The sequence below is a fragment of the Streptococcus infantis genome (genome assembly GCF_000963255.1).
Classification (GTDB): Bacteria; Bacillota; Bacilli; order Lactobacillales; family Streptococcaceae; genus Streptococcus; species Streptococcus nidrosiense.
Genome location: NZ_JYOV01000012.1, coordinates 15,145 through 38,309 on the forward strand (window position 1 = coordinate 15,145; position 23,165 = coordinate 38,309).

General features: G+C 41.0%; 23 protein-coding genes and 2 other annotated features. Of the genes, 18 read left to right on the forward strand and 5 right to left on the reverse strand.

From position 1 onward, the window contains the following. Nucleotides 1-113 precede the first annotated feature (113 nt). On the reverse strand, nt 114-647 hold the full coding sequence (locus tag TZ96_RS04850) for a TetR/AcrR family transcriptional regulator (RefSeq protein ID WP_045763122.1): 534 nt from the start codon (nt 645-647) through the stop codon (nt 114-116). Nucleotides 648-779: 132 nt separating this feature from the next. Between TZ96_RS04850 and TZ96_RS04855 the strand changes: the two genes are divergently transcribed. Then, the gene (locus tag TZ96_RS04855) at nt 780-1,670 is read left to right on the forward strand and encodes a cation diffusion facilitator family transporter (RefSeq protein WP_045763123.1); all 891 of its coding nucleotides are present in this window, start codon (nt 780-782) and stop codon (nt 1,668-1,670) included. Nucleotides 1,671-1,715: 45 nt separating this feature from the next. On the opposite strand, the gene TZ96_RS04860 is transcribed toward TZ96_RS04855, so the two are convergent. Continuing rightward, a complete protein-coding gene (locus tag TZ96_RS04860; RefSeq protein ID WP_045763124.1) occupies nt 1,716-2,546 on the reverse strand; it encodes a LysR family transcriptional regulator in 831 nt (276 codons plus the stop codon). 113 nt (nt 2,547-2,659) lie between these two features. On the opposite strand from TZ96_RS04860, the gene TZ96_RS04865 reads away from it, so the two are divergent. Genes TZ96_RS04865 through TZ96_RS04875 form a run of 3 tightly spaced genes read left to right on the forward strand, consistent with a single transcriptional unit; the run spans nt 2,660 to nt 5,801 of the window. Further along, nucleotides 2,660-3,502 (forward strand): aldo/keto reductase, encoded by an 843-nt coding sequence (locus tag TZ96_RS04865; protein ID WP_045763125.1) that lies wholly within the window; start codon nt 2,660-2,662, stop codon nt 3,500-3,502. 19 nt (nt 3,503-3,521) lie between these two features. Next, nucleotides 3,522-4,715 carry a multidrug effflux MFS transporter gene (locus TZ96_RS04870; RefSeq protein ID WP_045763126.1) on the forward strand — a complete coding sequence of 398 codons (1,194 nt, stop codon included), beginning with the start codon at nt 3,522-3,524 and terminating at the stop codon, nt 4,713-4,715. A 48-nt stretch (nt 4,716-4,763) separates the two neighbouring features. Continuing rightward, nucleotides 4,764-5,801: a zinc-binding dehydrogenase gene (locus TZ96_RS04875; protein WP_045763127.1), complete on the forward strand. Its 1,038-nt coding sequence runs from the start codon at nt 4,764-4,766 to the stop codon at nt 5,799-5,801. Nucleotides 5,802-6,018: 217 nt separating this feature from the next. Here the strand turns inward: TZ96_RS04875 and TZ96_RS04880 are convergent, their stop codons facing one another. Further along, entirely contained in the window at nt 6,019-7,020 is a 1,002-nt protein-coding gene (locus tag TZ96_RS04880) for a LacI family DNA-binding transcriptional regulator (protein WP_045763128.1), read from the reverse strand. 168 nt (nt 7,021-7,188) lie between these two features. Between TZ96_RS04880 and TZ96_RS04885 the strand changes: the two genes are divergently transcribed. The 4 genes from TZ96_RS04885 to TZ96_RS04900 all read left to right on the forward strand — a co-directional run bounded on the left by TZ96_RS04885 (nt 7,189) and on the right by TZ96_RS04900 (nt 10,993). Continuing rightward, nucleotides 7,189-8,367: a galactokinase gene (locus TZ96_RS04885; protein WP_045763129.1), complete on the forward strand. Its 1,179-nt coding sequence runs from the start codon at nt 7,189-7,191 to the stop codon at nt 8,365-8,367. An 11-nt stretch (nt 8,368-8,378) separates the two neighbouring features. Beyond that, on the forward strand, nt 8,379-9,038 hold the full coding sequence (locus TZ96_RS04890) for an HAD family hydrolase (RefSeq protein ID WP_045763130.1): 660 nt from the start codon (nt 8,379-8,381) through the stop codon (nt 9,036-9,038). Then, nucleotides 9,038-10,519 carry a UDP-glucose--hexose-1-phosphate uridylyltransferase gene (locus tag TZ96_RS04895; RefSeq protein ID WP_045763131.1) on the forward strand — a complete coding sequence of 494 codons (1,482 nt, stop codon included), beginning with the start codon at nt 9,038-9,040 and terminating at the stop codon, nt 10,517-10,519. Before TZ96_RS04890 ends, TZ96_RS04895 begins: the two co-directional genes overlap by 1 nt. Nucleotides 10,520-10,588: 69 nt before the next feature. Beyond that, nucleotides 10,589-10,993 (forward strand): PaaI family thioesterase, encoded by a 405-nt coding sequence (locus tag TZ96_RS04900; protein ID WP_045763132.1) that lies wholly within the window; start codon nt 10,589-10,591, stop codon nt 10,991-10,993. Nucleotides 10,994-11,049: 56 nt separating this feature from the next. Here TZ96_RS04900 and TZ96_RS04905 read toward each other — a convergent pair whose 3' ends face one another. Then, nucleotides 11,050-11,436 carry a bleomycin resistance protein gene (locus TZ96_RS04905; RefSeq protein WP_045763133.1) on the reverse strand — a complete coding sequence of 129 codons (387 nt, stop codon included), beginning with the start codon at nt 11,434-11,436 and terminating at the stop codon, nt 11,050-11,052. A gap of 11 nt (nt 11,437-11,447) precedes the next feature. Beyond that, a complete protein-coding gene (locus TZ96_RS04910; protein WP_045763134.1) occupies nt 11,448-12,275 on the reverse strand; it encodes an exodeoxyribonuclease III in 828 nt (275 codons plus the stop codon). 218 nt (nt 12,276-12,493) lie between these two features. On the opposite strand from TZ96_RS04910, the gene TZ96_RS04915 reads away from it, so the two are divergent. The 10 genes from TZ96_RS04915 (at nt 12,494) to trpB (ending at nt 22,725) form a co-directional block, all read left to right on the forward strand. Continuing rightward, entirely contained in the window at nt 12,494-13,393 is a 900-nt protein-coding gene (locus tag TZ96_RS04915) for a CPBP family intramembrane glutamic endopeptidase (protein WP_045763135.1), read from the forward strand. Beyond that, a complete protein-coding gene (locus TZ96_RS04920; protein ID WP_000006514.1) occupies nt 13,377-13,643 on the forward strand; it encodes an autorepressor SdpR family transcription factor in 267 nt (88 codons plus the stop codon). The genes TZ96_RS04915 and TZ96_RS04920 overlap by 17 nt, the downstream gene beginning before the upstream one ends. Further along, the gene (locus tag TZ96_RS04925) at nt 13,644-14,285 is read left to right on the forward strand and encodes an SdpI family protein (protein ID WP_080936303.1); all 642 of its coding nucleotides are present in this window, start codon (nt 13,644-13,646) and stop codon (nt 14,283-14,285) included. Between the two features lie 125 nt (nt 14,286-14,410). Next, complete coding sequence (locus TZ96_RS04930) at nt 14,411-14,866, forward strand: DUF3290 family protein (protein ID WP_045763136.1); 456 nt, start codon at nt 14,411-14,413, stop codon at nt 14,864-14,866. Then, on the forward strand, nt 14,863-15,498 hold the full coding sequence (locus tag TZ96_RS04935) for a DUF421 domain-containing protein (protein WP_045763137.1): 636 nt from the start codon (nt 14,863-14,865) through the stop codon (nt 15,496-15,498). The genes TZ96_RS04930 and TZ96_RS04935 overlap by 4 nt, the downstream gene beginning before the upstream one ends. Nucleotides 15,499-15,552: 54 nt before the next feature. Continuing rightward, nucleotides 15,553-17,298 carry an ABC transporter ATP-binding protein gene (locus tag TZ96_RS04940; protein ID WP_045763138.1) on the forward strand — a complete coding sequence of 582 codons (1,746 nt, stop codon included), beginning with the start codon at nt 15,553-15,555 and terminating at the stop codon, nt 17,296-17,298. Then, on the forward strand, nt 17,288-19,030 hold the full coding sequence (locus tag TZ96_RS04945; protein WP_045763139.1) for an ABC transporter ATP-binding protein: 1,743 nt from the start codon (nt 17,288-17,290) through the stop codon (nt 19,028-19,030). Before TZ96_RS04940 ends, TZ96_RS04945 begins: the two co-directional genes overlap by 11 nt. A gap of 105 nt (nt 19,031-19,135) precedes the next feature. Beyond that, nucleotides 19,136-19,828, forward strand: coding sequence for a sugar transferase (locus TZ96_RS04950; RefSeq protein ID WP_045763140.1), 693 nt, complete (start codon nt 19,136-19,138; stop codon nt 19,826-19,828). A 39-nt stretch (nt 19,829-19,867) separates the two neighbouring features. Continuing rightward, nucleotides 19,868-21,094, forward strand: a complete 1,227-nt coding sequence (locus tag TZ96_RS04955) for a DegT/DnrJ/EryC1/StrS family aminotransferase (protein WP_045763141.1) — start codon at nt 19,868-19,870, stop codon at nt 21,092-21,094. Nucleotides 21,095-21,160: 66 nt separating this feature from the next. Continuing rightward, nucleotides 21,161-21,385: a binding site (T-box leader), on the forward strand. A gap of 161 nt (nt 21,386-21,546) precedes the next feature. Next, nucleotides 21,547-22,725, forward strand: coding sequence for a tryptophan synthase subunit beta (trpB, locus tag TZ96_RS04960; protein WP_045763142.1), 1,179 nt, complete (start codon nt 21,547-21,549; stop codon nt 22,723-22,725). Continuing rightward, nucleotides 22,722-22,947 (forward strand) — a binding site (T-box leader). It overlaps the preceding gene by 4 nt. The last annotated feature ends 218 nt before the right edge of the window (nt 22,948-23,165 follow it).

A 23,165-nucleotide genomic window follows, 5' to 3' on the forward strand; every position in this document is an offset into this window, starting at 1 on the left:
ATTAGTAAGTAGAAAGTAGATGTAAAATACTCGTGATGAATTGGAATATTTGAATGATAGAATGTCGACTAGTATTTTTCTTTTGAGTGGTATGAAATCTATAGTTGTGTTTGCTACTTCATCTCTAAAACATCTAAGTAAAAGCTCACTACTTGGTCTTCCTTATAAGATTTCCCTTTTTTGAGCCACCAGGTTAGTGTTTCAATAAAGTTAGTTACAACAAAATGCTTGAGATAGGAAGCAGGAATATTAGGATAGGAAACTTGCAAATCCTCTGCGACCATGGGATAAACATGGTGTTCCAATTCTTTCTGTAATTGACGGAGGAAGTAGTCGTTTTTAGAGAAAAGAAGACTGGTGACGTGGTCTTGATTTTTCTTGAAATGTGAAAAGATATGGGACAAATAAGCTTTTGTAGATATATTTCCTTCACGTTCAAAAAGATGATGAAAGAGATACCGGCAGAGTTCATCTAGGAGTAATTCCTTACTCTCATAGTGATTGTAAAAGGTGGAGCGCCCAACGTCTGCTAGGTCAATAATCTCTTGGACTGTGATGGATTCGTAATCTTTCTGATTTAGTAATTGTAAAAAAGCAGTATAGATAGCTTTTCGTGTCTTGGCAATGCGACGATCTTGACTAGTCATATGGACACTTTGAACAAACTGTTCAGTAACTTACAAAATAAACAGTTTGCCCCTATCCTTTCTGTAATGAATGTTAGATAATGATAATGAACAGGATGTTCATGAATCTATTATATCAGAGGAAACAGGATTATGAAGACAAAATATGCAGTTTGGTTAGCTTTTTTCTTGAATTTAAGTTATGCCATTGTCGAGTTTATCGCTGGTGGAGTGTTTGCTTCCAGTGCTGTTCTTGCCGACTCTGTCCATGATTTGGGAGATGCAGTCGCAATTGGTGTATCAGCCTTTCTTGAAACAATTTCCAATCGTGAAGAAGATAGTCATTACACCTTGGGTTACAAACGATTTAGTCTCTTAGGAGCCTTGGTAACGGCTGTGATTCTTATGACAGGATCTGTTCTGGTTATCTTGGAAAATATAACGAAACTCGTTCATCCACAACCTGTCAATGATGAGGGAATCCTCTGGCTAGGAATCATTGCTGTTAGCATTAATGTGTTGGCAAGTCTAGTAGTTCGTAAGGGAAAAACCAAGAATGAGTCTATTTTGAGCTTGCATTTTCTGGAAGATACTCTGGGTTGGCTGGCTGTTATCCTAATGGCCATTGTTCTGCGATTTACCGACTGGTATATTCTGGATCCGCTCTTATCTCTGGTCATTTCTTTCTTTATTCTCTCAAAAGCCATTCCTCGTTTTTGGTCTACGCTCAAGATTTTCCTTGATGCTGTGCCAGAAGGTGTCGATATCAAGCAAGTAAAAAGCGACTTGGAGCAATTGGACCACGTTGCTAGTATTAATCAGCTAAACCTCTGGACCATGGATGGTTTGGAAAAAAATGCCATTGTCCATGTTTGTCTAAAAGAAATTGAACAGATGGAGGTCTGTAAAGAATCCATTCGAACCTTACTCAAAGATTGTGGTTTCCAAAATATCACCATTGAGGTTGATGCAGACCTAGAAACTCACCAAGCCCATAAGCGCAATATGGAAGAGCTAGAGGAGAATCATGCTCATCACCATTAAATACAAAATGACTCCTAGTGAATTAGATACCCTAGGAGTTTTGTCTTATTTAATGAATTCCGCCAAATGAATATCTGGGTTGAAGGAGACTAAATAGTAGGTCACATGTGCCTCTGGATCAGACAGAGGAATGATGACTCGTTCTGTTTGAAGTGTTTCTCTATCTTTACTGAGATTGGTTGCAAAGCGTGGCAGAGTAGAGTTGTTAGCTAATTCTTCAAATTCGAAACGACTGGATTGGATAAGAAATTTAGAAGCAGGCATTTTTTCTTGAACCAAGTCATTCCAAAATCCGATTTTGTTCATAAGAAGGAAATTATAGCCATCAATTTCAGAAAAGCTGACGGTATCCTGCTGAGCCAAAGCATGGTCTGGGGAAACTACTATGTCTAGGCTCTCTTTAAGATAAGGTAAACAGTCAGTCGAATCACCATCATAGGCAAAGGGTAAAACTACTAAATCAACAGTTTTCTTTTCAATAGCTTTTAGGACCTTGTCAGTCGAACAAATATGATGTTGTATTTGTTTATCTGGATATAGGTTTGTTAGCTCAGGAAAGAGATACCAGAGGGGAGCTGGAGCAACTGAGGCTACTGTGATAGTCTTGAGACCTTGGTCAAAATCCCTCACTTCATGAATGCCTTGTTGACTTGTTTCCAAAATACGTCGAGCCACTTGTACAGCACGCTCACCTGTTTCATTGAGTGAAATCCGATTGGCACTGCGATCAAAAAGTGGGACGCCAAATTCTTCTTCTAGATGTTGCATGGAACGAGATAAAGAAGGAGTGGAAATCAAGAATTTTTCAGCTACTTTTGATAAGGTACCCAACTCCTTGAAAGCAAGCAATTGTTCTAGTTCTTCTAGGTTTAGCATGAATAACCTCTTTCAGTTTTCATATTGTGAAAACTAGTTTCCTTTATTGATAGTGTACAAAATTTTTAATTGGGTGTAAACTAAAAACATCGAAAGAATGAAGGAGAAGAAGGATGTATTACAAAACCTTAAATAACAATGTCAAAATGCCTCAACTTGGATTTGGGGTATATCAGACTCCAGTAGATGAAACCAAACGAGCAGTTCTTGAGGCTATCGAAGTTGGCTATCGTTCCTTTGATACTGCGCAAATCTATGGCAATGAAGCAGGTGTTGGGGAAGCTATTAAAGAATCGGGTCTTCCACGGGAAGAATTCTTTATCACGACAAAGGTTTGGATTTCTAACGAAGGCTATGAAAAGGCTAAGGCTTCTATTGAAGAGTCTTTGAAAAAACTACAAACAGATTATATAGACCTTTTGTTGGTTCACCAACCTTTCGGTGATTATTATGGAACATATAGAGCTATGGAAGAGGCCTATAAGTCTGGGAAAGTTCGTGCTATTGGGGTTTCAAATTTTTCACCGAACCGTTTCATTGATCTTCACCATTTTGTGGAAATTAAACCAGCTGTTAATCAGATTGAAACCCACGTATTTCATCAGCAAAAAGAATCTAAAAAGTATTTGGAAAAATACAATTGCCAAATCGAGTCTTGGGGGCCTTTTGCAGAAGGGAAAAATGATTTCTTCAATACACCACTCTTGAAGGAAATTGGAGAAAAATATGGTAAATCCGTTGCTCAAGTAGCTCTACGTTTTCTTATCCAAAGCGATGTGGTAGTTATTCCAAAATCAGTCCGCAAGGAACGCATGCAAGAGAATTTTGATATTTTTGACTTTGAATTAACAGAAGACGAAATGAAAAGCATAGAAGAGTTGGATCAAGCAAGCACTCTCTTCCATGATCACCAAGAACCCGAAACAGCAGAAAGATTTATATCATTTTTAGACTAAAAGATTAACAGGAGACAATATGAAGAAATCTGAAAAAGCACCTCTTTTATTTTTAATTATTTTAAGTGGCTTTATGGCCTTCACCTCCCTATCTACTGACATTTATCTACCAGCTATGCCGGCTATGCAGGAGGCTCTTGGCGGACGGGTTGAATTGACAGTGACAGGTTTTGTCATTGGATTTGCCATTGCTCAGCTCATCTGGGGACCTATCAGCGATCGAATCGGACGGATTAAGCCTTTGATGATTGGAACTGTCTTGTTTATTATTGGTTCTGTTGGTTGTGCCCTTTCTACCTCTATGACGATGGTCGTTTTCTGGAGAGTCTTTCAAGCTTTTGGAGCGTGTACAGGTCCCATGATTAGTCGCGCCATGATTCGTGATCGATATGATAGCCAACGGGGGGCACAGATGTTGTCTACTCTCATGATGATTATGGCTGTGGCTCCAATTTTAGGTCCACTCCTAGGAGGTCTCTTCCTTCGTATCTCCACTTGGAATCTCATTTTCTGGTTTATGGCTCTTGTGGGGGGAATTCTATTCCTATCGACACGTTTGCTCCCGGAAACGTTACAAGCTTCTGAAAGAAGTCAGGCTTCTATTGCTCAAAGTTTTAAAAATTATGCTCAGTTATTGACTACAAAAAAATTTATGGTTTATACCATGAGTGTGACTTTCTTTTATGTAGCCGTCTACGCCTTCATTACTGGTTCTTCGAACATCTATATGAATTTCTATCATGTCCCAGCAGAAGCCTATTCTCTTCTATTTGGAGTCAATATTGTCGGTGTATCCTTGATGAGTATGGTCAACCGTCAGTTGGTCAGTCGCTTTAGTCTGCCTAAACTCCTAGCGATTTCTACTAGCTTAGCCTTTCTATTTACCTTGGTTTTGGCCTTTATGGGAGTGACTAATGCCCTTGGACTTTGGGGAATCGTTGTACCCATGTTTTGTTTCTTTAGTATGAATGGGATTGTTGCGGCTTGTTCCAATGCAGCAGCTCTAAATGCAGTACCTAGTGACATGGCAGGATCTGCAGCAGCTATTCTCGGTGCCCTTCAATATGGTAGTGGTGTTATTCCATCTATTCTCTTGGCTGTTTTTGCGGACAAGACACCAGCAACAATGACTATCATTATTGCAGTTGCGATTTTCTTCTCAGCCCTTATGGGATGGTGGGGTTACCGCGAAGATGTTGAATTCACAAAATAAAGAAGAAAAGTGTATACTAATAGTAAGTAAAGAAAAAGAGGTAAACATATGAAATCAGCAGTTTACACTAAAGCTGGCCAGGTTGGTCTGGCAGAAATTGATCGTCCGCAAATTGAAGCGCCAGATGATGCTATTATTCGCATTGTCCGTACTTGCGTTTGCGGTTCTGACCTTTGGAGTTACCGTAATCCCGAAATCGAAGAAGGGCATAGTAATAGTGGTCATGAGGCTATCGGAATCGTCGAAGAAGTTGGTGAGGCTGTCACTACTGTAAAACCAGGTGACTTTGTCATCGCGCCTTTCACTCATGGTTGTGGTCAGTGTGATGCCTGTCGTGCCGGTTATGATGGGACTTGTGACCGCCATATTGACACCAACTGGTCAGGTGGTGTCCAGGCGGAGTATATCCGTTTCCACTTTGCCAATTGGGCACTTGTGAAAATTCCAGGTCAACCTTCAGATTATAGCGAAGGCATGCTCAAGTCACTTTTGACACTTGCTGATGTCATGCCGACCGGTTACCATGCAGCGCGTGTTGCTAATGTGCAAAAAGGCGACAAGGTTGTCGTTATTGGGGATGGGGCTGTTGGTCAATGTGCTGTCATTGCAGCTAAGATGCGTGGAGCATCGCAAATCGTCCTCATGAGTCGTCACGAAGATCGTCAACAAATGGCCTTGGAGTCAGGCGCGACAGCAGTCGTAGCTGAGCGTGGTGAAGAAGGCATTACCAAGGTGCGAGAAATTCTCGGTGGTGGAGCAGATGTAGCTCTCGAATGTGTCGGTACTGAGGTTGCTGTTGAACAAGCACTAGGTGTACTCCATAATGGAGGGCGCATGGGATTTGTCGGTGTGCCTCACTACAATAACCGTGCCCTTGGTTCAACCTTTGCCCAAAATATCTCAGTGGCAGGTGGAGCAGCATCAGTTACTACTTATGATAAACAAGTTTTATTAAAAGCAGTTCTTGACGGTGATATCAATCCGGGTCGTGTCTTTACTTCAAGCTATAAACTGGAAGATATCGACCAAGCTTATAAGGACATGGATGAACGTAAGACTATTAAGTCTATGATTGTGATGGATTAATACTCTTCGAAAATCTCTTCAAACCACGTCAGCTTCACCTTGCCGTAGATATAGGTAACTGACATCGTCAGTCATATCTACAACCTCAAAGCAGTGCTTTGAGCAACCTGCGACTAGCTTCCTAGTTTGCTCCTTGATTTTCATTGAGTATAAAAAGAAAAACCTAATAGAGATTCTCAAATCTCTATTAGGATTTTTTTGTGTTCAACTATTGCACTTAATGCAAGGTACTTTCTCTTAAAGTCAGTTTGGTTCCTAGCATGGTGAGGCTTGGGATTTTGCGTCCGTGAAGGACTTCTCTGTTCAGAATATCCATTCCTGTGCGTCCCATTTCTTCGGTGTAGACTGTGATACTGGAAAGTGGTGGGAACACTTGCTTGGTTAGAATGGTATCATTAAAGGAAATAATGCTGACGCGCTCTGGAATGCTGATGCTGGCTTCCTGAAGGGCGCGAAGGGCACCAATGGCCAAGCTATCACTGGCAGCAAAAAAGGCCTGTGGAAGTTTATCTCCTAATTTTTCAATAGCTTCCTTCATCAAATCATATCCAGATTGGGCAGTAAATGAGCCTTGGAAAATGAATTCTTCGTTATAAATTCCTTTTTCTTGCGTATAGGATATAAAGTAATCTAAACGCTTATCTGAGATGACTTCTTCATGGTCAGTAGTAGTTTCAAGACCGGATAGGATACCAATCTTTTTACGATCATGATCTGTAAAGTAATCAACAACCTGTCTAACAGCATTATAAAAATCTGTAATGACACAGGTATGACCAAGAGCAATCGTATCACTGTCTAAAAATACTAGGGGTTTGTGGTATTCCTCAAATGATGCAATCTGTGCTTGGCTAAATTTCCCGATACAAAGAATCCCAATGACTTCTTCGCTAAGCGTAAAAGGCTGGTCATTAAAATAGCGCAAGATGTCGTAATCTAATTCTTGAGCTCTATTTTCAATTCCTAGGCGAATCTGGTAGTAGTAGAGATCTTCTAACTCTCCCTGTTCACTGACCCACTGGATGATAGCGATTTTCTGTTTGAGTTTATGAGATTCACCTGTTTTGAGATGTTTGGTGTAGCCTAGTTCTTCGGCAACGGTTAAAATACGATGTCTGGTTTCTTCTGTCACAGATAGACTCTGATCGCGATTGAGGACACGGGATACAGTTGCGATCGAGACAGAGGCTAGCTGAGCAATATCTTTGAGTGTAGCCATAATTCCCCTCCTTTTTAGGTTATTATAGCATATTTTTCTTCCTTTTTACTCATAGTTTAGTAAAATATCGGTAAAAATGTTGACCTAAGCAAAACCCTTGGGTACAATAGAAGAAAACGATTACAGGATAAACTTTTTTACCTAATATTTCGTAAAAGGAGAATTCATATGACACAACATCTTACTGCTGAAGCACTTCGCAAGGATTTCCTTGCTGTTTTTGGTCAAGAAGCAGACCAAACCTTCTTCTCGCCAGGGCGCATCAACTTGATTGGGGAACATACTGACTATAACGGTGGTCATGTTTTTCCAGCAGCTATTTCACTAGGAACTTACGGAGCAGCACGCAAGCGTGATGACCAAGTATTGCGTTTCTACTCAGCAAACTTTGAGGATAAAGGAATCATTGAAGTTCCTCTAGCTGATCTTAAGTTTGAGAAAGAGCACAATTGGACTAACTATCCAAAAGGTGTCCTTCATTTCTTGCAAGAAGCTGGGCATGTGATTGATAAAGGTTTTGATTTCTATGTCTTTGGGAATATTCCAAATGGTGCGGGCTTGTCATCTTCAGCTTCTTTGGAGCTTTTGACAGGTGTCGTGGCAGAGTATCTCTTTGATCTAAAATTGGATCGTTTAGATTTAGTAAAAATCGGAAAATTGACAGAGAATAACTTTATCGGCGTTAACTCTGGGATTATGGACCAATTTGCTATCGGTATGGGGGCAGACCAACGTGCTATTTACCTTGATACTAATACTCTAGAATTTGACTTGGTTCCACTTGATTTGAAGGACAATGTCGTTGTGATCATGAATACCAACAAACGCCGTGAGCTAGCAGATTCTAAGTACAATGAACGCCGTGCTGAATGTGAAAAGGCAGTGGAAGAACTTCAAGTGGCCTTGGATATCCAGACTTTAGGCGAATTGGATGAATGGGCTTTTGATGAATACAGCTACCTGATCAAAGACGCAAATCGTTTGAAACGTGCTCGCCACGCAGTTCTTGAAAATCAACGTACCCTTAAAGCGCAAGTAGCACTTCAAGCGGGGGATTTGGATAAGTTTGGTCGTTTGATGAATGCGTCTCACGTTTCTTTGGAACATGACTACGAAGTGACTGGTTTGGAATTGGATACCCTTGTTCATACAGCTTGGGCTCAAGAAGGTGTTCTTGGTGCTCGTATGACAGGAGCAGGTTTTGGTGGTTGTGCCATTGCCTTGGTTCAAAAAGATGCGGTTGAAGCCTTTAAAGAAGCTGTTGGCAAACACTATGAAGAAATCGTTGGTTACGCTCCAAGCTTCTATATCGCTGAAGTTGCAGGTGGAACTCACGTTTTAGACTAGGAGAGAAGGATATGGAAGCTGTAATATTTGATTTAGATGGCTTATTAGCCGATACTGAAATCATTTCTCTAAAAGTTTATCAAGAATTGCTTAGAGATTTTGGAATTCCTTTCACAGAAGAAACTTATTCTAGAGACTACAGTGGACATAGGGAAGAGGAGAATGTTCAACGATTTTTGGATACCTATGATTTACCCTGGAACTTTGACCAAACCTTGGATAAAGTTTATGAACTGGAAGCTCAAATCTTAGCCAAAGGTGTAAATTTAAAAAAAGGTGCTAAAAATTTGCTTACTTATTTGCAAAAAGAAGGCATTCCAATCGCTTTAGCAACTTCAAGTGTTGAATCTCGAGCTAGAATGATCTTGGATAGCAATGGTATACTATCACTATTTGACCATTTAGTTTTTGCAAAAGATGTAAAGCGAAGCAAACCTTACCCTGATATATTTTTAAAGGCTTGTAGTGATTTGAACGTTTTACCAGAGAATTGCTTGGTACTAGAGGATAATGAAGCAGGGATTGAAGCGGCGTATAGAGCTGGGATTCCAGTTATTTGTATTCCAGATTTAAAAATACCAGCACAGTCTTTCTTAAATAAAACAGAACAAGTTTTTCAGGATTTGGATGCTGTTAGAGACTATTTAGAAAGTAAGAAGGAGGTTTTCTAGTGACCTTAGTAGAAACATTTGTTACCAAAGTCATTGCAGAAAGCACCTTTGAAGAGTTGGATCGGATTTATCTGAGCAATCGCGTCTTGGCACTGGTGGGAGATGGAGTTCTTGAAGTTGAGACTGACCAAAATGATTTGATTGAACTAAAAGATCAGCTTGTTGAGGAAGCAGTTCGCTTGGAAACGATTGAAGATAGTCTGGCTGCGCGTGAGATTCTCGGTGCAGACCTCATGGACTTGGTAACGCCTTGTCCAAGTCAGGTTAATCGAGACTTTTGGGCTACTTATGCCCAGTCACCAGAGCAGGCGATTGCGGACTTCTACCAACTCAGTCAGAAGAATGACTACATCAAACTAAAGGCTATCGCAAAGAATATTGCTTATCGTGTTCCTTCTGACTACGGTGAACTGGAGATTACTATCAATCTCTCTAAGCCTGAAAAGGATCCAAAAGAGATAGCGGCAGCCAAGTTGGTCAAGTCGAGCAACTATCCTCAATGTCAGCTTTGTATGGAAAATGAAGGCTACCATGGACGTGTCAATCATCCAGCTAGAAGCAACCATCGTATTATACGTTTTGATATTTCTGGGCAGGAGTGGGGCTTCCAATATTCGCCTTATGCGTACTTTAATGAGCACTGTATTTTCCTAGACAGCCAACATCGTCCCATGGCTATTAGTCGCCAAAGTTTTGAGCGTTTGTTAGCAATTGTGGAACAGTTCCCAGGTTATTTTGCAGGCTCGAATGCTGATTTACCAATCGTGGGTGGCTCCATCCTGACGCACGATCATTACCAAGGTGGGCGCCATGTATTCCCGATGGAAGTGGCTCCTATTCAGAAAAGCTTTACCTTTGATGGTTTTGAATCTGTCAAAGCTGGGATTGTTCAATGGCCTATGTCTGTGATTCGATTAACGTCGGATTCAAAAGACGATTTGACCAACCTTGCTGAGAAAATCTTACTGGCTTGGCGTCGGCACTCAGATTCAAGTGTGCAGATCTTGGCGGAAAGCAATGGAACTCCGCACCATACTATCACACCGATAGCCCGTAAACGAGATGGACAGTTTGAGTTGGATTTGGTCTTGCGGGACAATCAAACCTCTCCAGAGCATCCAGACGGCATCTATCATCCCCACAAGGATGTCCAACATATCAAGAAGGAAAATATCGGCTTGATTGAGGTTATGGGTTTAGCCATTTTGCCACCACGCTTGAAGGAAGAAGTAGAGCAAGTAGCAGCTTACCTAGTCGGAGAGGATGTTCCAGTTGCAGATTATCACCAAGAATGGGCGGATGAGTTGAAGGAATCCCATCCTGGATTGACTGACAAAGACCAAGCTCTTAATATCGTTCAAGAATCTGTGGGTAAAATCTTCGCTCGGGTATTGGAAGATGCAGGGATTTACAAGCAAACAGAAGAAGGACAGGCAGCCTTTATGCGCTTTGTGGAGCAGGTTGGTATTTTGCCCGAATAAGTGCTTCTCTCTTGCGTAGAGTCTTGAAAAGTAGTATCATAGTGTCGTTTGAAATATCAGGAGGAACGTATGAAAGATTTTCACTTTGACGCTATATCTGCCTTTGAAAACTACGAAATTGAAAAAATGAGAGATGGTCACGTTGTGGTGACGACAAAAGTAGTGGACTCCTCACTCAACTATTATGGGAATGCCCATGGAGGCTATCTATTTACTCTTTGTGACCAAATCAGTGGTCTTGTGGTGATTTCGCTAGGATTAGACGGGGTGACACTCCAGTCTTCCATTAATTACTTGAAAGCTGGAAATCTAGGGGACATTCTCACTATCAAAGGAGAATGTGTCCATCATGGACGCACCACTTGTGTCGTCGATGTTGATATCACCAACCAAGATGGCCGAAATGTCTGCAAGGCAACCTTCACCATGTTTGTCACAGGACAACGGTCTGAAGATAGACAGGTGAGGATATAGGAAATAAGAAAAAGAGGCATGTGCCTCTTTTTCTTATACTCTAGTGCTGTATTATACTATTCACTAAATCTTAAAAAATAGCCATCTGGGTCTAAAACAGCAAATTCATGAGGGTAGATATATTGTTCACCAACACGAAATTCTCTTTTGGTCAAAGGATGATGAATAGGATAGTTAGACTCGATTACTTTCTGATAGAGTCGAGGGACATCCTTTATGCCGAAGGAGATGTTGACTCCACGACCAAAGGGGTAGTTTAGTCCAGCTAGTTCCTCCTTACTCCCCTCCTCTAGCATTAGTTGGCAATCTTCAAGAGATAGGAAGAGAAAGTTTTCTTCTGGTCGCTCGTATTCGATGGTAAAACCCAGCAAATCGCAGTAGAAGGAACGAGACTGTTCTAGATTCGAGACTATAAACTCGGGAATAACTGCATTGTAGTCCATAAAGAAACTCCTTACAATTCAATCTCCAAGACAATCGGTGTATGGTCTTGGCGTGCGCCTGAATCAATCGTATCTGACTTGGTAACCTTGTCTGCCACACGGTTACTTGTGAGCCAGTAGTCGATTCTCCAGCCTGTGTTGTTGATTTTTGAAGTCTTGCTTCGTTGTGCCCACCAAGTGTAGCGTTCTGGAACGTCTCCATGGACATGTCGGAAGGTGTCTGTAAATCCTTTGGCTAAAAGGTTTGTAAATCCTTCACGTTCTTCGTCTGTGAAACCTGGTGAACGGCGGTTGCTGGCTGGGTTGGCAAGGTCAATTTCCTTGTGGGCAACGTTGTAGTCACCAGTTGCTAGGACAGGCTTTTGCTTGTCTAGTTCAGCCAAGTATTCCGCATATTTGACATCCCAGACTTGACGCTCTTCCAAGCGTTTGAGTCCATCTCCAGCGTTAGGTGTATAAACCTGAGTCACGAAAAATGTATCAAATTCTAGGGTAATGATGCGACCTTCCAAGTCCATAGTAGAAGGTGCGCCAATTTCTGGGAAGCTAACAGTTGGGGTCAGTTCTTTCTTATAGAGGAACATGGTTCCAGCATAGCCTTTACGGGCAGGCTCTTGAGAGGAACGCCAGGTATTTTCGTAGGCTGGGAAGAGTTCTTCCAGTACCTCAAGGTGTTTTTTTGTAGGTCCTTTAGCTGAAAGCTTGGTTTCTTGGATGGCGATAATATCAGCATCTTCGGCTACCAAAGTTTGGAGAACGTCTTGAGACAATTTCGCACGCGCAGAGTCACTCGTCAACGCTGCATTGAGGGAATCAATGTTCCATGAGATTAGTTTCATAGTGTGTACCTTTTCTAGATGTATTTCTTATATTTTATCAAAAAAAAGTAAAGCCAGCGAGTTTCTAGTTCGTAAACTCACTCTTTAAACTTTATCCTTAGAAAACAAAAAATTCTCGCAACTATTTTGAAAAAAATCTAAATAGTTCTTGTATTTGGAGTGTAAAGGTATATAATATTATTTAGAAAAACATCTAAATAGAAAGTGAAGTTACAAATATGTCAAATAAGAGAACAATCCTTCTTTTTGTGGTCTTGTCTTATGGTCTTGCTTGGATAATATGGTTGGCACTATGGCTAAGTGGTATTGGACTAAATTCTCCATGGAGTCAGCTTGCTAGTATTGTGGCCATGTGGATGCCTGCGCTTGCAGTCTTTCTCTTAGGGAAAATAACGAAAAAACCTAGTGGAATCAAGTCTAAATTAGTCGTGAATCTCAAGAGGAACTGGCGCTTTTACTTACTAGCTATCTGGTTGCCAGCAGTTATCAGTTTCTTAGGAGCAGGACTTTATTTTCTTGTATTTCCTAACAATTTCAGCCTTGGTTTTGAATTTATTCAAGCTATCTTACAAGAAAAAGGAGTACTTCAATCACCGATCCCCCTATCTTCCTTGGTCTTGATTCAAATTCTAGCTAGTTTAACCTACGCTCCTTTTCTTAATAGCTTATTTGCATTGGGAGAGGAAATTGGTTGGCGTGGTTATCTTTACCCAGCTCTAAGAGAACGCTTTTCACTAGTACAGACTCATGTCTTACTTGGTCTCATTTGGAGTCTATGGCATTTACCAATTAATTTGCAAGGCTTTAATTATGGACTAACTTATTTTGCTTATCCCGTTTTGGGAGTTGTCGCCATGTTCCTATTTTGTTTTAGCATAGGAATATTGTTGAGTTGGTTGATGGAAAAAACAGGTTCTATCTGGGCTTCAGCACTATTTCATGGGGCAATCAATGCAACTGCAGGTTTTGGATTACTCTTTCAACTGCCTGGAGAAAAAACTTCAAGCCTCTTGATTTTTGGTCCGTCACCAGCAGGACTGATAGCAGTGCTACCCTGCTTATTCCTTGCCTTACTGATATTGCGAATAGAAAGGAAGCACCATGAGTTTTGCAAATAGCTTTAAAGCTTTATCTCATCCAGTCAGGAGGGAGATTTTGAATTTGCTTAAAACAGGCAGGTTATCTGCAGGAGAAATTGCCAGTCATTTTGAGTTAACAGGTGCAACAATTTCACACCACCTTACGATTTTGAAAGCAGCGGATTTGATTCGTGAAATGAAAGAGAAAAACTTTATTTATTATGAGTTAAATACATCAGTTTTAGAGGATATGATGGTGTGGTTAGCAGAACTGAAAGGAGATTTTTAGATGAGGATAAAAATCAATAAGAAATTGGTATTATATACTAGCATTCTTATCCTACTGCCTACCCTTATAGGTTGTGTTTTCTGGTTTCAACTACCAGAGAAGATGCCGACTCATTTTAATCTACTGGGCCAAGCAGATGGCTACGATCATAAAATGTTTGCTATCTTTGGATTACCGGCTCTCATGCTTTTGATGCATTGGTTGATTCTATTCTTGATGATCAAGGATCCTAAGTCCAGCAATATTAGTTCAAAAATACAACTTTTGATTTACTGGATTATTCCTTTTGTATCTTGTCTATCGATGATTTCTATCTACGGAGCATCTTTGGGTTATTCTATGATGAGTGGAATTCTAGCTCAGATTTTTATGGGAGTCATCATGATTGTAATTGGAAATTATCTACCAAAAACACGCCGAAATTATATAATCGGTATTCGACTTCCGTGGACTTTGGAGAATGATGAGAACTGGAGCAAAACGCATCGCATAGCTGGAAAAATTTGGGTATTAGGAGGATTGTTATTGTTTCTAAATGCCTTTGTTCAGCTATATGTTTACTGGATATTCTTCTTGACACTTTTCTTTGTAGTGATAATTCCTAGTGTCTATTCTTATCAATTATCAAAATCAGAATCTTGAAATAGGTATTTGAGTCGTTAGTTAGAGAAGTTGGTCTGATACGCGTATTTCCCCAACGTATAGTTTGAAAAATCAAGGTCATTCCTTTATAATAAAGAATGATTTATGTAAAGGATTGAAAATAAATGAAATTTTACTCATATGAATATGTTTTGAGCCAGATTGGCCAACAAAACAGTGTCATGATTGGCTTTGGAGTATTCTTGCTTGCCATCACTGGATTTTTTGCTTTTAAGGCTTACCGAGACCAACGAGGAACCAAGTTTCGCGAGTTGGTGATGATCTCGGCTTTGGCTTTACTGGCTGTCATTCTCGGTATTATATCTACTTATCAGTCAAATCAAGCTTCCAACAACCAATTTCAAACTTCACTTCATTTTATAGAAGTGGTATCTCAGGAGTTGGGTGTGGATAAATCAGAGGTCTACGTCAATACTTCTGCAGCCACAGATGGTGCACTTCTCAAGGTAGGAGACAAATACTACCGTGCCTTAAGTGGGAGTGAACCGGATAAGTATCTCTTGGAAAAACTTGACTTGTATCAAACAAGCGACATTGAACTAGTGGAGGCAAACAAATGACATTTAACTATATCGAGATTCTTATTAAACTGGCTTTAGGTCTTGTATCTCTTGTCTTTGTTATCAACGTGACAGGGAAGGGAAATCTAGCGCCCAACTCAGCAATTGACCAAATCCAAAACTATGTTCTTGGGGGAATTATCGGCGGGGTTATCTATAATAGCTCTATTACCATCCTTCAATATGCAGTTATCTTGATTATGTGGACGATTTTGGTTTTGTCTCTTAAATGGCTTACGAACAATGTTGGTTTTGTGAAACAAATGATTGATGGAAAACCAACCCTACTCATCAAAAATGGGGAAATCGATCCAGAAGCCTGCCGTTCTGTCGGATTATCAGCTTCTGACGTAGCCCTTAAACTTCGTAGCCAAGGTATTTTCCAGCTTAAAGAAGTCAAGCGTGCTGTACGAGAGCAAAACGGTCAGCTGATTGTAGTACAAAATGGAGATGAAAACCCTAAGTATCCTGTCATCACAGATGGTGTCATTCAGTCTGATGTCCTCGATACTCTCAGCTTAACGGAAGAATGGCTCCTAGATCATCTGAATAAGCAAGGGTATGATAATGTGGCCAATATCTTTATCGCTGAGTATGATAAAGGTCAACTAAGCGTCGTCACCTATGAATAAGAAAAACCTGGGGTTCATGCCTCAGGTTTCCATTTGTCATTAGAAAGGAATTTTATGTCTATCATCCAAAAACTCTGGTGGTTTTTTAAGTTAGAAAAACGCCGTTACCTAGTCGGAATTGTAGCTTTGGTTTTGGTTTCTGTACTCAACCTCATCCCACCTATGGTTATGGGGCGCGTAATTGATGCCATTACTTCAGGACGATTAACACAGGATGAACTCTTGCTACATCTCTTTTATCTCCTGCTCGCTGCTTTCGGGATGTACTATCTGCGTTACGTTTGGCGCATGTATATCCTAGGAACCTCCTATCGACTTGGGCAAATCATGCGTTCAAGACTATTTGAGCATTTTACAAGGATGTCGCCTGCTTTTTATCAGAATTATCGAACAGGAGACCTGATGGCCCACGCAACTAATGATATCAATGCCCTGACTCGTCTAGCCGGTGGAGGTGTCATGTCGGCGGTGGATGCCTCGATCACAGCCTTGGTGACTTTACTAACCATGCTCTTTAGCATCTCGTGGCAGATGACCTTGGTTGCTATTCTTCCCTTGCCATTTATGGCCTATGCGACTAGTCGATTGGGGAGAAAGACCCACAAAGCTTTTGGCGAATCGCAAGCAGCCTTTTCTGAACTCAACAATAAGGTTCAAGAGTCTGTATCAGGTATCAAGGTAACCAAGTCCTTTGGCTATCAGTCTGATGAATTGGCATCTTTCCAGGAAGTCAATGATTTGACCTTCCAAAAGAATCTGCAAACCATGAAATACGATAGCCTCTTTGACCCGATGGTTTTGCTCTTTGTTGGTTCTTCCTATGCTTTAACTCTCTTAGTCGGTGCCTTTATGGTGCAAGCGGGACAGGTAACCGTTGGGAATCTGGTCACCTTTATCTCTTACTTGGATATGTTGGTTTGGCCTTTGATGGCGATTGGGTTCCTCTTTAATATCACTCAGAGAGGAAAAGTTTCCTACCAACGTATCGAAAGTTTATTGTCTCAAGAATCACCTGTCAAAGATCCAGAATCTCCACTTGACGGGATTGAAAACGGGCGTTTGGACTATGCTATTGATAGTTTTGCCTTTGAAGTCGAGGAGACGCTGAATGATATTCATTTTAGTCTTGAAAAAGGTCAAACTCTAGGCTTGGTTGGGCAGACTGGTTCAGGCAAAACTGCTTTGATTAAGTTGCTTCTACGTGAGTATGACGTTGATCAAGGATCCATTTATCTAAATGGGCATGACATTCGTGACTATCGACTAGCTGACTTACGTAGTTTGATGGGTTACGTCCCACAGGACCAATTTCTCTTTGCAAGCTCTATCTTAGACAATATTCGATTTGGGAATCCTGATCTACCTTTCTCAGAAGTAGAAGAAGCAACTAAGCTGGCTCAAGTCTATCAAGACATTCAAGCTATGCCCCAGGGATTTGATACAGTTATCGGCGAAAAAGGTGTCAGTCTATCTGGTGGACAAAAGCAACGTCTGGCTATGAGTCGGGCTATGATTTTAAATCCTGATATCCTGATTTTAGATGATTCCCTGTCAGCTGTGGATGCCAAGACAGAGTTCACAATTATCGATAATCTCAAGGAAACTCGCAAGGACAAGACAACCATTATCACTGCCCATCGACTCAGTGCAGTTGTCCATGCGGATTTGATTTTGGTCATGCAAAATGGCCGCATCATTGAACGAGGCACACATGAAGACTTACTAGCCTTGGATGGTTGGTACGCACAAACCTACCAGTCACAACAATTAGAAATGAAAGGAGAAGAAGATGCGCAATAAACAAGAACAATGGGCTGTATTGAAACGCTTGTTGTCCTATCTAAAGCCCTATGGTCTCCTAACCTTTTTAGCCTTAGCTTTTCTCCTTACGACTACTGTTATCAAGAGTATCATCCCCTTGGTAGCTTCGCACTTTATCGACCAGTATCTACATAATCTCAACCAGCTTGCCATTACAGTTTTGCTAGCCTACTATGGTCTCTACATTCTTCAAACCCTTGTCCAATATGTGGGGAATCGCCTCTTTGCGCGTGTGTCCTACAGCATTGTTAGAGACATTCGACGTGATGCCTTTGCCAATATGGAAAAGCTAGGTATGTCTTATTTTGATAAGACACCTGCAGGTTCCATTGTTTCGCGTTTGACCAATGACACGGAGACTATTAGTGATATGTTTTCAGGGATTTTGTCCAGCTTTGTCTCAGCAGTCTTTATCTTTGTGACAACCCTTTATACCATGCTCGTTTTGGATTATCGTCTGACAGCTCTAGTTCTACTCTTTTTACCTTTGATTTTCCTCTTGGTCAATCTCTACCGTAAAAAATCCGTCAAGGTTATCGAAAAAACCAGAAGTCTCTTGTCAGATATTAACAGTAAGCTGGCTGAAAATATCGAAGGGATTCGCATTATTCAAGCCTTTAATCAAGAAAAGCGCCTGCAAGAAGAGTTTGATGAGATAAATCAGGAACATCTAATCTACGCTAACCGTTCGGTAGCCTTGGATTCCCTCTTTTTACGTCCGGCCATGAGCTTACTGAAGCTATTGGGCTATGCAGTTTTGATGGCTTACTTTGGCTATCGTGGTCTCTATCTAGGCATAACAGCAGGAACCATGTATGCTTTTATCCAGTATATCAATCGTCTCTTTGACCCCCTCATTGAGGTAACACAAAACTTTTCTACCCTTCAGACATCCATGGTGTCAGCAGGTCGTGTCTTTGCACTTATCGATGAGACCAACTATGAACCGGTCCAAGAAAATGGACAAGCCGAGATTAGAGAAGGAAATATCCGTTTTGAACATGTGTCCTTCTCTTATGACGGGAAACACCAGATTCTCGATGATATTTCCTTTACAGTCAATAAAGGTGAAACCATCGCCTTTGTCGGACATACTGGCTCTGGGAAATCCTCTATCATCAATGTTCTCATGCGCTTTTATGAGTTTCAGTCAGGTCGAGTTCTCCTTGATGGTGTGGATATCCGTAAGTATAGCCAAGAGGAATTGAGAAAAAATATTGGTCTGGTTCTACAGGAACCTTTCCTCTATCATGGGACCATAAAGTCCAATATCGCTATGTACCAAGATATCAGCGATGACCAGGTTAAGGCTGCGGCAGAATTTGTCGATGCAGATTCCTTCATTCAAGATCTTCCTTTAGGTTATGATGCTTCTGTATCTGAGCGTGGTTCGAGTTTTTCAACTGGTCAACGTCAGCTTCTTGCCTTTGCTAGAACTGTTGCCAGTCAACCGAAAATACTGATTTTGGATGAAGCGACAGCCAATATTGATTCTGAAACAGAAGCCTTGGTCCAAAATTCTCTAGCCAAGATGAGACAGGGCCGGACGACCATTGCCATTGCCCATCGTCTTTCTACCATTCAGGATGCTAACTGTATCTATGTCCTAGATAAGGGACGAATCATCGAGAGCGGCACACACGAGGAACTTTTGGCCTTAGGAGGAACCTATCACAAGATGTATAGTTTACAGGCAGGGGCTCTTTCTTAGAGAAGAATTCCTTTAAAATACAGATTTCTTGCACTGCCTCTTTCATTTTGTGGTATAATGTAGAATGTTTAAAGATTACATATTAAAAAACAGAGGAGAATGTGCATGCTGAAATGGGATGAACTACCTCAAGAGATGCAATTGAGCGAGGTAAAACCATACTACCAGCTCGTCTCTGGAAGAAAAGGTTCACTGATTCTCAAGCGTTGTCTAGACTTGTTTCTAGCCTTGGTCTTGTTAATCTTGACTTCACCCGTATTTCTGATTCTAAGCATTTGGATCAAGCTAGATAGCAAGGGTCCAGTTATTTACAAGCAGGTGCGGGTAACCCAGTACAACCGACATTTCAAGATTTGGAAATTCCGGACCATGGTGTCCGATGCTGACAAGAAAGGAAGTCTAGTAACTTCTGCCAATGACAGCCGCATCACCAAGGTTGGAAATTTCATTCGCCGTGTTCGTTTGGATGAACTTCCACAATTGGTCAATGTTCTCAAAGGAGAGATGTCCTTTGTGGGAACTCGTCCAGAAGTACCACGCTATACTGAGCAGTACAGCCCTGAAATGATGGCTACCTTGCTCTTGCCAGCAGGGATTACATCGCTTGCCAGCATTAACTATAAGGACGAGGATGCCATTATCAGTCAAATGACTGCAAAAGGTATGTCGGTCGACCAAGCTTATGTCGAAAGAGTCCTTCCAGAAAAGATGCACTATAATCTAGCCTACCTACGTGATTTTAATTTCTTCGGAGATATCAAGATCATGTTCCAGACTGTATTTGAAGTTTTAAAATAAAGTAGTCACAAGAGTGAATACAGTAAAAGGAGTAAATCAATGACAAAGTATAATATTCCATTTTCACCACCCGATATTACTGAAGCAGAAATTGCTGAAGTAGCAGATACCCTCCGTTCTGGTTGGATCACAACAGGTCCAAAGACAAAAGAATTGGAGCGTCGTCTATCTGCCTATACTCAGACACCTAAGACAGTCTGCCTCAACTCTGCAACAGCAGCCCTTGAATTGATCTTGCGCGTGCTTGAAGTGGGGCCTGGTGATGAAGTTATCGTTCCAGCTATGACTTATACAGCATCATGTAGCGTCATCACTCACGTAGGTGCTACACCAGTTATGGTTGATATCCAAGGCGATACCTTTGAAATGGACTATGACAAGCTTGAACAAGCGATCACTGAGAATACAAAAGTTATTATTCCAGTTGAACTTGCAGGGATTATCTGTGACTATGACCGTTTGTTCCAAGTTGTCGAGAAAAAACATGACCTCTTTACAGCTACTAGCAAGTGGCAAAAAGTCTTTAACCGTATCGTTGTTGTCTCAGATAGTGCCCATGCTTTGGGTTCAACCTACAAAGGACAACCAGCTGGTTCTATTGCAGACTTTACGTCCTTCTCTTTCCACGCAGTCAAGAACTTTACAACTGCTGAAGGAGGAAGTGCTACTTGGAAAGCTAATCCAGCTATTGATGATGAAGAAATGTACAAGGAATTCCAAATCCTATCTCTTCATGGTCAAACCAAAGATGCGCTTGCTAAGATGCAACTAGGTTCATGGGAATACGATATCGTAACTCCTGCCTACAAGTGCAACATGACGGATATCATGGCTTCAATTGGTTTGGTACAATTGGATCGTTATCCTGGCTTGCTTCAACGTCGTAAAGAAATCGTAACTTGCTATGACCGTGGATTTGCAGGAACTCGTATTCACCCATTGGCTCATAAGACAGATACTGTAGAATCTTGTCGTCACCTTTACGTTACCCATGTAGAAGGAGCAAGTCTCGAACAACGCAATCAAATTATCCAAGAATTGGCCAAAGCTGGAATCGCAAGTAACGTTCACTACAAACCGCTTCCTCTTTTAACAGCTTATAAGAATCTTGGCTTTGATATGGCAAACTATCCTAAGGCTTATGCCTACTTTGTAAATGAGATTACACTACCACTTCACACCAAATTAACGGATGAAGAAGTAGATTATATCATTGAGACTTTTGTCAAAATTTCTGATGAAGTTCTAGGTGCTTCAAAAAAATAATTAAAAAAATTAGTAAAAAATTAGTGAAAACGGTTGACAAAGAAAAAACAATAACATATAATTAACTCAACAAATCAGAAAAGTAGTTATTTTTAATCTTCAGGGAGCCTGTGGTTACTGTGAACAGGTGGTTGGAACTAGTGAAATTGGGCTGATTTTAAAAGTGAATTTGAAACAATGAAAATTCGGTAGGCACACCTTACAGTGCAACTTGTTGTTAGACAAGGCAGAGATGTAAAGGGGATATTCTCTTTACAATTGAGGTGGTACCGCGTTACAAACGCCCTCACATGGAAGTGAATTCCGTGTGTGGGCTTTTTTCTATCCGTCATTTTGTTTATCTTTTATTAGGGCGTTATGTAGCTTTGATGAACTTTAGTTCTATTTACAGCTTCTTGCCTACTACTAAAAGTAAACAAAAAGTCGGATTCATACAGAAGGAGGAAAATTTTATGACAACAAAAGGATATTTCGGACAGTTTGGTGGTAGTTTTGTACCAGAACCAATTCAGGCTTTATTAGATGAGTTGGAAGTGACTTTTGATAAATACAAGGACGATCCAGAATTTTTGGCAGAATATCGTCATTACTTGAAAGATTATTCAGGTCGTGAGACTCCGCTCTATTTTGCAGAAAGTTTGACGGATTATCTAGGAGGTGCTAAGATTTATCTCAAACGTGAAGATCTTAACCATCTTGGGTCACACAAACTTAACAATGTCCTTGGACAAATCCTTCTTGCTAAACGCATGGGTAAAAAACGTGTGATTGCAGAGACAGGAGCTGGTCAGCACGGTGTTGCGACAGCTGCAGCTGCAGCCAAATTTGGTATGGCATGTGATGTCTACATGGGGGCAGAAGATGTGGAACGTCAACGTCTCAACGTCTTCCGTATGGAGATGATGGGAGCAACTGTTCATGCAGTTGAAACGGGAACACGTACCCTTAAAGATGCGGTTGATGCAGCCTTTGGAGCATGGATGAACGACCTTGAAGCTTTCTACGTTTTAGGATCTGCTGTTGGACCTCATCCTTACCCAACGATTGTTCATGAATTCCAAAAAGTGATTAGTGAAGAATCTCGTCGTCAAATCTTGGAAAAAGAAGGACGTCTGCCAGACTACGTTATTGCCTGTGTGGGCGGTGGTTCTAATGCCATCGGTGCTTTTTCACAGTATGTAGCTGATGAAGAAGTCAAATTGGTTGGGGTAGAAGCTGCTGGTCATGGTTTAGATACCGACAAACACGCAGCAACTATGACCAAGGGTAGTGTCGGAATTGTCGATGGAATGAAGACCTATGCAGTCTTTAAGGAAGATGGAGAGCTCGCGCCAGTTTACTCTATCTCAGCAGGTTTGGACTATCCAGGGGTTGGTCCAGAACATGCCTTCTTTAAAGACTCTGGTCGAGTAGAATATGTAGCAGCGACAGACGAAGAAGCTGTCCAAGCCTTGCTTTTATTAAGCAAAACAGAAGGAATCATCCCTGCAATTGAAAGCTCACATGCTATCGCTGAAGCAGTCAAACGCGCACCAAAACTAAGTAAAGATGAGATTATCATCATCAATGTCTCTGGTCGTGGAGACAAGGACGTAGCTGCCATTGCAGACTACCTTGAAGCTAAAAAATAAAAGATGGAAAAGATACAGAGATTTCTCTCACAGAGAGCTTGTGGTTGCTGAAAACAAGTAGAGAAAACTGTAAGATTGGGTCCATCTCAAACGAGAGAAGAATTCATAATTCTCAAGGGAGTGCCCTTTATCGCACAACCTGTTACAGGAGCTATCTGAGACAGGAATGAGAGATAGGAGAAATCCTATAATTGAGGTGGCACCGCGAATTTCGTCCTCACGCAAGTTATTTTGCGTGGGGATTTTTATATATTTTTCGTAGATATGGCTATCAGTTTTAAATTATGCTTCATCACTAGATAGATTTCTATAAAATATTTGCGAGCGAAGTGAGCATTGAACCGCTATTTCCCGCCATTGTGGTATTCTAGAGAAGCAAAGATGCTTCTCTAGAACGGAATTTTTGAGACCTAAGGCTCAAAAATTAGGGATGAAATTTC

Coding starts and splice junctions, on each gene's coding strand:
- TZ96_RS04850 (WP_045763122.1), bottom strand. CDS start 647: ATGACTAGTCAAGATCGTCGCATTGCCAAGACACGAAAAGCTATCTAT.
- TZ96_RS04855 (WP_045763123.1), top strand. CDS start 780: ATGAAGACAAAATATGCAGTTTGGTTAGCTTTTTTCTTGAATTTAAGT.
- TZ96_RS04860 (WP_045763124.1), bottom strand. CDS start 2,546: ATGCTAAACCTAGAAGAACTAGAACAATTGCTTGCTTTCAAGGAGTTG.
- TZ96_RS04865 (WP_045763125.1), top strand. CDS start 2,660: ATGTATTACAAAACCTTAAATAACAATGTCAAAATGCCTCAACTTGGA.
- TZ96_RS04870 (WP_045763126.1), top strand. CDS start 3,522: ATGAAGAAATCTGAAAAAGCACCTCTTTTATTTTTAATTATTTTAAGT.
- TZ96_RS04875 (WP_045763127.1), top strand. CDS start 4,764: ATGAAATCAGCAGTTTACACTAAAGCTGGCCAGGTTGGTCTGGCAGAA.
- TZ96_RS04880 (WP_045763128.1), bottom strand. CDS start 7,020: ATGGCTACACTCAAAGATATTGCTCAGCTAGCCTCTGTCTCGATCGCA.
- TZ96_RS04885 (WP_045763129.1), top strand. CDS start 7,189: ATGACACAACATCTTACTGCTGAAGCACTTCGCAAGGATTTCCTTGCT.
- TZ96_RS04890 (WP_045763130.1), top strand. CDS start 8,379: ATGGAAGCTGTAATATTTGATTTAGATGGCTTATTAGCCGATACTGAA.
- TZ96_RS04900 (WP_045763132.1), top strand. CDS start 10,589: ATGAAAGATTTTCACTTTGACGCTATATCTGCCTTTGAAAACTACGAA.
- TZ96_RS04905 (WP_045763133.1), bottom strand. CDS start 11,436: ATGGACTACAATGCAGTTATTCCCGAGTTTATAGTCTCGAATCTAGAA.
- TZ96_RS04910 (WP_045763134.1), bottom strand. CDS start 12,275: ATGAAACTAATCTCATGGAACATTGATTCCCTCAATGCAGCGTTGACG.
- TZ96_RS04915 (WP_045763135.1), top strand. CDS start 12,494: ATGTCAAATAAGAGAACAATCCTTCTTTTTGTGGTCTTGTCTTATGGT.
- TZ96_RS04920 (WP_000006514.1), top strand. CDS start 13,377: ATGAGTTTTGCAAATAGCTTTAAAGCTTTATCTCATCCAGTCAGGAGG.
- TZ96_RS04925 (WP_080936303.1), top strand. CDS start 13,644: ATGAGGATAAAAATCAATAAGAAATTGGTATTATATACTAGCATTCTT.
- TZ96_RS04930 (WP_045763136.1), top strand. CDS start 14,411: ATGAAATTTTACTCATATGAATATGTTTTGAGCCAGATTGGCCAACAA.
- TZ96_RS04935 (WP_045763137.1), top strand. CDS start 14,863: ATGACATTTAACTATATCGAGATTCTTATTAAACTGGCTTTAGGTCTT.
- TZ96_RS04940 (WP_045763138.1), top strand. CDS start 15,553: ATGTCTATCATCCAAAAACTCTGGTGGTTTTTTAAGTTAGAAAAACGC.
- TZ96_RS04945 (WP_045763139.1), top strand. CDS start 17,288: ATGCGCAATAAACAAGAACAATGGGCTGTATTGAAACGCTTGTTGTCC.
- TZ96_RS04950 (WP_045763140.1), top strand. CDS start 19,136: ATGCTGAAATGGGATGAACTACCTCAAGAGATGCAATTGAGCGAGGTA.
- TZ96_RS04955 (WP_045763141.1), top strand. CDS start 19,868: ATGACAAAGTATAATATTCCATTTTCACCACCCGATATTACTGAAGCA.
- trpB (WP_045763142.1), top strand. CDS start 21,547: ATGACAACAAAAGGATATTTCGGACAGTTTGGTGGTAGTTTTGTACCA.